The organism is Sphaerospermopsis sp. LEGE 00249, assembly GCF_014299995.1.
GTDB lineage: Bacteria > Cyanobacteriota > Cyanobacteriia > Cyanobacteriales > Nostocaceae > Sphaerospermopsis > Sphaerospermopsis kisseleviana.
This window is the reverse complement of record NZ_JACJUZ010000132.1, coordinates 1-6,061: the sequence shown is the minus strand read 5'-3', so window position 1 is coordinate 6,061 and position 6,061 is coordinate 1. Positions and strand designations below refer to the sequence as shown.

At 41.3% G+C, this 6,061-nt stretch carries 8 protein-coding genes; 5 read left to right on the top strand and 3 right to left on the bottom strand.

Translation table 11 applies throughout. The features are described 5' to 3' along the window. Positions 1-373: 373 nt before the first annotated feature. Both H5968_RS24425 and ctaD read left to right on the top strand, forming a co-directional pair. Complete coding sequence (locus H5968_RS24425; protein WP_187042011.1) at positions 374-1,450, top strand: cytochrome c oxidase subunit II; 1,077 nt, start codon at positions 374-376, stop codon at positions 1,448-1,450. Positions 1,451-1,544: 94 nt separating this feature from the next. Then, positions 1,545-3,239, top strand: coding sequence for a cytochrome c oxidase subunit I (gene ctaD, locus H5968_RS24420; RefSeq protein ID WP_096569696.1), 1,695 nt, complete (start codon positions 1,545-1,547; stop codon positions 3,237-3,239). Here the strand turns inward: ctaD and H5968_RS24415 are convergent. After that, positions 3,196-3,426 (bottom strand): hypothetical protein, encoded by a 231-nt coding sequence (locus H5968_RS24415; RefSeq protein WP_187042010.1) that lies wholly within the window; start codon positions 3,424-3,426, stop codon positions 3,196-3,198. The two genes, ctaD and H5968_RS24415, sit on opposite strands and share 44 nt — an antisense overlap. Before the next feature lie 126 nt (positions 3,427-3,552). On the opposite strand from H5968_RS24415, the gene H5968_RS24410 reads away from it, so the two are divergent. Next, on the top strand, positions 3,553-4,170 hold the full coding sequence (locus tag H5968_RS24410) for a heme-copper oxidase subunit III (protein WP_096572735.1): 618 nt from the start codon (positions 3,553-3,555) through the stop codon (positions 4,168-4,170). A 279-nt stretch (positions 4,171-4,449) separates the two neighbouring features. Then, positions 4,450-4,755 (top strand): hypothetical protein, encoded by a 306-nt coding sequence (locus H5968_RS24405; protein WP_187042009.1) that lies wholly within the window; start codon positions 4,450-4,452, stop codon positions 4,753-4,755. A gap of 24 nt (positions 4,756-4,779) precedes the next feature. Here H5968_RS24405 and H5968_RS24400 read toward each other — a convergent pair whose 3' ends face one another. Together H5968_RS24400 and H5968_RS24395 are read right to left on the bottom strand one after the other, a co-directional pair. After that, a complete protein-coding gene (locus tag H5968_RS24400) occupies positions 4,780-5,079 on the bottom strand; it encodes a hypothetical protein (protein ID WP_096572734.1) in 300 nt (99 codons plus the stop codon). 255 nt (positions 5,080-5,334) lie between these two features. Then, positions 5,335-5,505 carry a chlorophyll a/b-binding protein gene (locus tag H5968_RS24395; RefSeq protein WP_187042008.1) on the bottom strand — a complete coding sequence of 57 codons (171 nt, stop codon included), beginning with the start codon at positions 5,503-5,505 and terminating at the stop codon, positions 5,335-5,337. A 451-nt stretch (positions 5,506-5,956) separates the two neighbouring features. On the opposite strand from H5968_RS24395, the gene H5968_RS24390 reads away from it, so the two are divergent. After that, on the top strand, positions 5,957-6,061 hold a 105-nt coding region (locus tag H5968_RS24390), incomplete at its 3' end, for a helix-turn-helix domain-containing protein (protein WP_187042007.1).

Below are 6,061 nucleotides of genomic sequence, written 5' to 3'. Positions count from 1 at the left end.
GTCCCCTGTCCCCTGTCACCTATCTCCACCCTAACTTATGAACTAGGGTTGAAAAGTTGACGTTACCTTATACTTTGAATCACCAACACAACTTTTCGCTGTAAGATTTAGGCATTTTTTAAGATAGCAATAATTAATTGTTGACATTTATTGAAATTTCACTGGCAATTTTCTAAAATTTTCCTTAAATTTGGCTTTTAATTATCATTTATTCTTGACAAAATGACTATGGATACCTTTACTCAAGATTAGCGACATAGTTAAAAAATTTAATAAAAATTTCAGACATTGAGAGTCAAGATACCCAACCCTGCACTACCTTAGTAAGTGAGTTACTGTGAAATCAACGTAGTTAATTCCATTAAGTTAAGCCGTGAAAATTCCAAGTTCGATCTGGACACTAATCATAGGCATCGTCCTAACCCTGGTCAGTCTTTGGTACGGTCAAAATCACGGGCTGTTACCCGCAGCCGCAGCAGATGAAGCCGTATTGATAGATGGTCTATTTAGTGCGATGTTGACCGTCTCTATAGGAATATTTCTCATAGTTGAAGGCGTTTTACTCTACTCTGTCTTAAAATACCGTCGCCGTCCAGGTGACACCGAAGATGGTCCACCAATTGAAGGTAATGTACCTTTAGAAATACTCTGGACAGCGATCCCAGCAATTATCGTTATTGGCATTTCCGTTTACAGCTTTGATGTGTACAACCAAATTGGTGGATTAAATCCCCATTCAGTCCATGAAGCACCAATCATGGAAGAATCAATGTCCATGGCGGGAACTGCTATTGCTGCCACTTTAAGCGATACACCTGGCAGCACAAAACCAAATCTGAATCAAGAAAAATTTGACGCTGCCATGGAAGATCCAGCCACCGCAGCAGTTCGTAATACAGAAATTTCCCAAATGCAAAATGCTCCTGGTGTGGGTAGTGTCGCTCCCACCTTGGGCGCAAGTCGGGAAAAAGAAGGACAAGCGCCGCAGTTAGTTGTTAACGTCTCTGCCTTACAATATGCTTGGTTGTTCACCTACCCAGATACAGAGGTGACAGTGGGAGAACTTCATGTTCCCATCGGCCAAGAAGTAGAACTGAACATGAGCGCCAACGATGTCATTCATGCTTTTTGGGTGCCAGAATTTCGCCTCAAACAAGATGTGATCCCCGGTAGACAAACAGAAGTTCGTTTTACACCCAGAAAAGAAGGTACTTATACTGTAGTGTGTGCGGAACTCTGTGGACCATACCACGGCGCAATGCAAACTCAAGTAATAGTAGAGTCCCAAGAGGCTTTTGATAGTTGGATGCAAGAACAGCTAGTAGCCAGTAAAGACAACTTAAATCAAGCTGTGGCCATGAACCCAGCAGATATGACAGTAGATGAATTTCTCTCCCCCTACATCCAAGAAATGGGCATTCATCCAGAAATGCTGCATTTACACAGGTGACTGGGGACTGGTGACTGGTGACTGGGAATATTTATCTTTTTTCTGACTTCTGACTCCTGGATCTCCTGACTCCTTGATCTCCTTTTAAAAAACTATGACCCAAGCAAAATTACAAGAAACTACCAATATTTCTCACCTCCAGGAAGAACCAGGGGTAAGAAAGTGGTGGGAATTTTTCACCTTTAATACCGACCATAAAGTAATCGGCATTCAATATCTGGTTACATCCTTTATTTTTTACTGTATTGGTGGAGTAATGGCTGATTTGGTGCGGACAGAATTACGCACCCCAGAGGTAGATTTTGTCACCCCGGAAGTTTATAACAGCTTGTTTACACTCCACGCCACGATCATGATCTTTTTGTGGATCGTGCCAGCAGGGGCGGGTTTTGCTAACTATCTCATCCCGCTGATGATCGGGGCTAGGGATATGGCTTTTCCTCGTTTAAATGCGGTGGCTTTTTGGATGATCCCCCCAGCCGGTCTATTACTGATCGCTAGTTTGGTTGTGGGTGATGCCCCAGATGCTGGTTGGACTTCTTACCCTCCCCTCAGTTTGGTAACAGGCCAAGTGGGTGAGGCGATCTGGATCATTAGCGTCCTGTTGTTGGGTACATCGTCAATTTTGGGGGCGATTAATTTTATTGTCACCCTCTTAAAAATGCGTGTTCCCAGTATGGGAGTCCATCAAATGCCTTTGTTTTGTTGGGCGATGTTGGCAACTTCGGCTTTAGTATTGCTATCTACACCAGTTCTCGCCGGGGCGTTAATTCTCCTATCTTTTGACTTATTAGCAGGGACTACATTTTTTAATCCCACCGGTGGCGGTGATCCGGTAGTTTACCAGCATATGTTCTGGTTTTACTCTCACCCGGCGGTATATATCATGATTTTGCCTTTCTTTGGGGCAATTTCAGAAATTATCCCAGTTCATGCGCGAAAACCGATATTTGGTTATAAGGCGATCGCCTATTCTTCTTTGGCTATCAGCTTTTTAGGTTTAATCGTCTGGGCGCACCATATGTTTACCAGTGGTATTCCCGGCTGGTTGCGGATGTTCTTTATGATCACCACCATGATCATCGCTGTACCGACGGGGATCAAAATCTTTAGCTGGTTAGCAACTATGTGGGGAGGCAAAATTGAACTCAATACCCCCATGTTGTTTGCTATGGGTTTTGTGGGTACATTCGTTATGGGTGGTGTCAGTGGTGTAATGTTGGCATCCGTTCCCTTTGATATTCACGTTCACGACACCTATTTTGTTGTTGCCCACCTGCATTATGTCCTGTTTGGTGGTAGTGTGTTAGGTATTTTCTCCGCTATCTATCACTGGTTTCCGAAAATGACAGGGCGGATGATGAACGAATTTTGGGGTAAGGTTCATTTTGCCTTAACCATTGTGGGTTTAAATATGTCTTTCTTACCCATGCACAAACTAGGAATGATGGGTATGAATCGCCGTGTTGCCCAATATGACCCTAAATTTACCACTTTGAATGAAATCTGCACCTATGGAGCTTATATTCTCGCCATTTCCACATTACCCTTCATCATCAATGCGGTATGGAGTTGGTTCTATGGTGAAAAAGCACCTAATAACCCTTGGCGCGGACTTACCTTAGAGTGGATGACAACTTCACCACCAGCTATTGAGAATTTTGAGAAACTGCCGGTTTTAACTACGGGTCCTTACGACTACGGCGTGAAACACAAAAATGTTGATGTCAGTAAAGTATTAAGTGCTAAACCAGACGAACCCTATCCCACCATTGAGTCTGGCGTGTAAATTCGGTAATGGGTGATTGGTGACTGGTGACTGGGGACTGGTGACTGGTGACTGGTGACTGGTGACTGGTGACTGGGGACTGGGGACTGGTGACTGGTGACTGGTGACTGGTGACTGGTGACTGGTGACTGGTGACTGGTGACTGGTGACTGGTGACTGGGTAATCAATTTTATGTTTTCTAATCAACTATTCCCCATTCCCAATTCCCAATTCCCAATTCCCAATTACCCATTACCAATTACCCATTACCAATTACCAATTACCCATTACCAATTACCAATTACCAATTACCAATTACCAAATAAAAAATTCATGCAAAGTCAAATAGCTAACACTACGATCATTGAACAAAATCGTCATGGGGCTGTAGATGCCCATCATGAAGCACATCCAGATCATCGTTTATTTGGTTTGGTTGTGTTTCTGATTGCTGAAGGTATGATTTTTATGGGTATGTTCGGTGCTTATTTAGCTTTCCGTTCTACCTTACCTGTCTGGCCACCGGAAGGTACACCAGAGTTAGAACTGTTGTTACCTGGTGTGAATACTATCAATTTGATCGCCAGTAGTTTTGTCATGCACAATGCTGATACTGCCATCAAAAAGAATGATGAAAAGGGAATGCGTACTTGGTTAGCTATTACTGCGCTGATGGGTGCGATTTTCTTGGTAGGCCAGGTTTATGAATATACTCATCTGGAATTTGGTTTAACTACCAATCTTTTCGCTAGTGCGTTTTATGTTCTCACCGGCTTTCACGGTTTGCACGTAACCATCGGGGTTTTAGCAATTTTGGCAGTGTTGTGGCGATCGCGTACTCCCGGACACTATAGCAATGAACATCATTTCGGCATAGAAGCCGCTGAATTATACTGGCACTTTGTGGACGTAATCTGGATCATTTTGTTCGGATTAATCTATTTACTGTAGGTATTTATTTTGTGGTTATTCACTCCACTTGAATTCCAGTCCCCCATCCAGGGGGTTTTTTTATCAATTGATAATTGACAATGGAAAATTGACAATGGAAAATTGACAATTGTTTCATTGTGTTTCATTGTAAGTATTCTGCGGAAATATGTTGATTGATTGTGAATCTAAATCACAGCATAAAAACATGAACAATTGAGTTGAGATTATGTCTTTGCATCAGTATAAAAAGAATGGATACCTAGCCGCAGGTATAGGTAGTTTAATAGGGGCTGCCTTATGATGTATCCAGGTCATTTTTTAGGTGTTGGTTATGTCAAAATGTTCATGCCAAATGCTACTCTCGATGGATTTATACCCCCTTTTATCGGTCTGATTTTTGGCTGGTGGATAGGAGAAGTGGTAGGATGTTGGCTGGCTTTGGGGTTGCTACGCTATCGCAGTGCAGCCAGAACAGCTAAATTATTAGCAATGCTGACTCCTGTTGGTATATTCTTTTGGGTGCGTCCAGAGGAAATAAATCTCTTACCTCCCCTGCTTGCTTCATTGCTCACAATTATCCCTCTCTTCTGCATTAATCCATAATTATCAATTATCAATTATCAATTTTCAATTATTTTGACGTGGTTTTTTCTTGGAAACTGTAATGATTGGTAATGGTGGAGTAGAGGGTTGAGGTGGTAAATAATGTTGCACCACAGTTTCCTCTGGCATGGGGGGTTGCTGCTGCACCCGCCATAATTTAAAGGCTAAAGCTACTACTGTTGTTCCTAAACCAAAGGTGAATAAAGACCAGCTATCATCTAAACCCCCAATCAGTGCATCTACTATACCCATTGTAACTAATACACTAATGATAGGTTCTTTCCGGTAGGCTGACTTCAAAAAACGAGGTAATATAGCGTTCATCACAGCTTTCTTTCCGCTAACTTTTCTTGTAAATTGTTCCACAATAGCGCAATTGCTATTCAATTATCATTTCTAGCTATCAAGTCATCTCACATTATAGTTTTCTGGGTTCAAAATAGATGTGGGGTAATTCACCATACTCTATACAGATATTGCGCTACTTTTTCCATAAATTAAAACCAGCTGGTTGATCCAACTGGTTTTTACTCTTCTAATTTCTAGCTTACATCTGAAATCGTTGGCTTGTGGTGGAAACTATTTCAAACCCAACCAAGTAAGTACACCTTGATTAGTGACATATTCAATCACGACCATTAAGATAAAACCAATCATAGCTGCACGACCGTTTAAACGTTCAGCATATTCGTTGAATCCAAACTTGGGTTCTTCTAATTTGGGGGTGACGGTTGGTTGTGGTTGTGTCATGATCAAAAGTTCCTCTCTGAAACAATGGTGATTGGCAAACGAAACTTAACTGTCTTTTCTGAAATAGTGATGGGGTTTGAGCTTGAGATTCTTATGCAAGTTCTTATGCAAGAATCTTGGATAGCGTGATACAAACCCTTGCTTTACAATTTTTAATGTTTCTTTATCTATTGTAAGAACTGTGGAAGATTCGTCAAGGGAGGAGCGATCGCTAAATTTGCAATTTTGAATGATTGAATACGGACGGAGTGGAACAAATACTGCACTCTAGAGTGAATCATAGTGAATCCAAAATTATTAGAGCTTGTCCTAAGTTGACAATTTACTAGACAAACCTATACAAATACATACAAAACTACAAGTATTTGACGTATACATGGAATAAGTTGACTAAAAAATTAGGCAAAATGTGTCAGAATTAAATAATATAGTATAGTGTTGACATCAGCAAATGCTTTTATCCATCAAAACAAAACTCAAGTTAAATAAAACTCAAGAAATGTTAATGGCTAAACACGCTGGTATAGCAAGGTTTACCTATAATTGGGGTTTAGGG